The 2220-nt window shown below is 64.6% G+C and carries 1 protein-coding gene; it reads left to right on the top strand.

What is annotated here, in order from left to right:
- The coding region (locus tag CSQ89_RS21195) for a DUF11 domain-containing protein (RefSeq protein ID WP_143747129.1) at positions 1 to 2220 on the top strand (2220 nt) is incomplete at both ends.

Here is a 2220-nt window from a genome sequence, read left to right as displayed (position 1 = left end):
AGCTTCACGGCCGGCAGCACAGGCACTTACAACGTCACGCTGAGCAATATCGGCGGCAGTGTCACTACCGGCCTCGTGGGCTTCACCGACACCTTGCCGGCCAACCTGACCTTCTCGGCGCAGACTGCCGGTGCACCGCTGGTGTGTAGTGCTGCCGGGCAGATCGTGACCTGCAACGGCACGCCGAATATCGCAGCCGGCGCCAGCCTGGTGGTCAGCTATACGGTAGCGGTATCACCGACCGCCAGCGGCGCCCTGACCAACCGTGTTGTCGTTACCAGCACTGGTGGCGATCCACGTTCCGCCAATTGCGATAACCCCGACCCGGCGGTGGGGGCGAACAATGCCTCTGGCGATGGTCTGTGCGCCAAGACCACTGGCGCCGTACCCGGCGGCAACCCGGATGTGACCAAGGTGCTGAGCCAGGTGAACGGCGCCGCGGTACCGGCAGGCTATCTGGCCAAAGCGGGGGATGTGCTGACCTACACCATCAATGTGCAGGAAACCAGCGGCGCAGGCCCGGCCACCACGGTGGTGACCGAAACCACCCCGGCCGGCACCACCTACAGTGGCAGCGGTGAAGGCTGGAGCGCCAGCTGCGCCGCAGCGGGCACCACCTGTAACCAGACGGTCACGGTCACCGCCAGCAGCTTGCAGGTGAAGACTTTCACCGTCACCGTACGCAGCCCGCTGCCGAATGGGGTGACCCAGCTGGTGAACACGGTCGCCTCCAGCACCGGTACCTGCTCCAGCTGTACGGTGACGACGCCGTTGTCGACGCCGAAGCTGGCGGTACTGAAGCGGGCAGGGACGCCGAACTTCCTGGGCGGACGGGTGTTCGACGTACCGTACCGGCTGGTGGTCGGCAATATCGGCACCATACCGGCGGCCAATGTGCAGGTGAACGATAACCTGACCTCTACCTTTGCCGCAGGCCTCCCGGCCAATGGCGGCGCCGGGGTCTCGATTGTCCCCGGCAGTTTCACCGTGGGGAATGGTCCCAACACGACGGTGTGTCAGGGCAATAACCAATACAACGGCTTCAGCAACAGCGCCTTGCTCAGTGGCGGTTTCGACCTGCAACCGGGTGAATCGTGCGTGATCGGCCTGGTGGTGCGTGTGGACTTCGGCGCCAACCCGGTTCCGACCGATGCGTTGTTGAACACCGGTCTGGCCAGCTCGACCACCCCGGGCAGTGGCGTCAACCAGACCGGCTTCACCTTCACGCCGGAGGGCCTGCCACAGAACCCACCAGTTGGCGTGGTATCGCAAACGTCCTCCATCGACGTCGCCCCGATCCCGAGCCTGCCGCCGGGACAGGTACCGCCGCCGCCGCTGTTGACGCCCACGCCGTCCGGACAGCCGACCCCGACGCCGGTGAGCCTGACCGGTACAACGCTGGGTGTGCTGATCATGAAACAAGCCTCGGTGAACCAGGCAGAAATCGGTGACACCGTGCGTTACACCATCACGGTACGGAATCAGGACACCCTGCCGTTGCTGAACGCCGAGCTGGAAGATGTCCTGCCGGCCGGGTTCAGCTACCTGGATGGCACCGCCTGGCTGACGGTTAAGGGCGGCGCGTCCCAAGCGCTGGCAGACCCGATAGGCCGGCCCGGCGCGAAACTGGTGTTCCCGGTCGGCACGCTGGTGCAGCAGGGCGAGTTGACCCTGACCTACCGCGTCCGTGTCGGTGTGCTGGCGATGCGGGGCGATGGCATCAACCGCGTCAAGGCCTGCTCGGCAGACCGGCAGCGTTGTTCGAACGAAGCGCGGGCCAAGGTGAAGGTCACGGCCGGCGTGTTCACCAGCGACGCTTGCGTCATGGGCAAGGTGTTCGTGGATTGCAACAACAACCATGTCCAGGATGCAGAAGAGATCGGCATCCCCGGGGTGAGGCTGTACCTGGAGGAAGGCACCTTCTTCATCACGGACGTCGAGGGTAAATACAGCTACTGCGGCCTGTCGCCGAAGTCGCATGTACTGAAAGTGGACAGCCGGACGCTGCCGTTGAAGAGCTATCTGACCACGACCTCCAACCGCAACCTCGGCGACGCGAATAGCCTGTGGCTGGATGTGAAGAACGGCGAGCTGATGCGGGGCGACTTCGCTGAAGGGTCGTGTTCGAACACGGTGCTGGAGCAGGTGAAGGCCAGACGTAGCCAAGGCGAGGTGCGCAGCGTGGAGACGGAACGTAAAGGGGGGCCGGGTCTGAGGTTC

The sequence above is a fragment of the Chitinimonas sp. BJB300 genome, assembly GCF_002735695.1.
Lineage (GTDB): Bacteria > Pseudomonadota > Gammaproteobacteria > Burkholderiales > Chitinimonadaceae > Chitinimonas.
This window is presented reverse-complemented; position numbering and strand designations above follow the sequence as displayed.